This is a genomic window from Psychrobacter sp. Rd 27.2, assembly GCF_001921755.1.
GTDB lineage: Bacteria > Pseudomonadota > Gammaproteobacteria > Pseudomonadales > Moraxellaceae > Psychrobacter > Psychrobacter celer.
Genome location: NZ_MRYB01000171.1, coordinates 1 through 306, shown reverse-complemented (window position 1 = coordinate 306; position 306 = coordinate 1). Strand labels below are relative to the sequence as shown.

At 49.3% G+C, this 306-nt stretch carries 1 protein-coding gene; it reads right to left on the bottom strand.

The genetic code is table 11. The annotated features are described in order from the left end of the window. The coding region (locus BTV99_RS13085; protein WP_143507241.1) for a lysine exporter LysO family protein at window positions 1-306 on the bottom strand (306 nt) is incomplete at both ends.

The following is a 306-nucleotide window of genomic DNA, read 5'->3' as shown; positions in this document are numbered from 1 at the left end:
GCCAAAACTAATCGCCAGTGGCACTACTTTTAGACCGCCAGATTGTTGGATAATTGGCAAGGTAAAGTCTAAACTGGTCGCGCCGCCAAGCCCAACTGCTGCTGATGGATACTTACGCATAAAGACGGGAATAAATAATAGCGCAAAAAACTCACGTATCAAGTCATTGAACAGCGCCACACTGCCCCAAATCGCCCCATAAGCATCGGTCATGACGATGGCCGATAGCGAATACCAGCCAAATCCCGAAGCCAGCGCCAAGCCTTTGGTCCACGATACATCGCTAAACATCAGCGCAAAGACAAG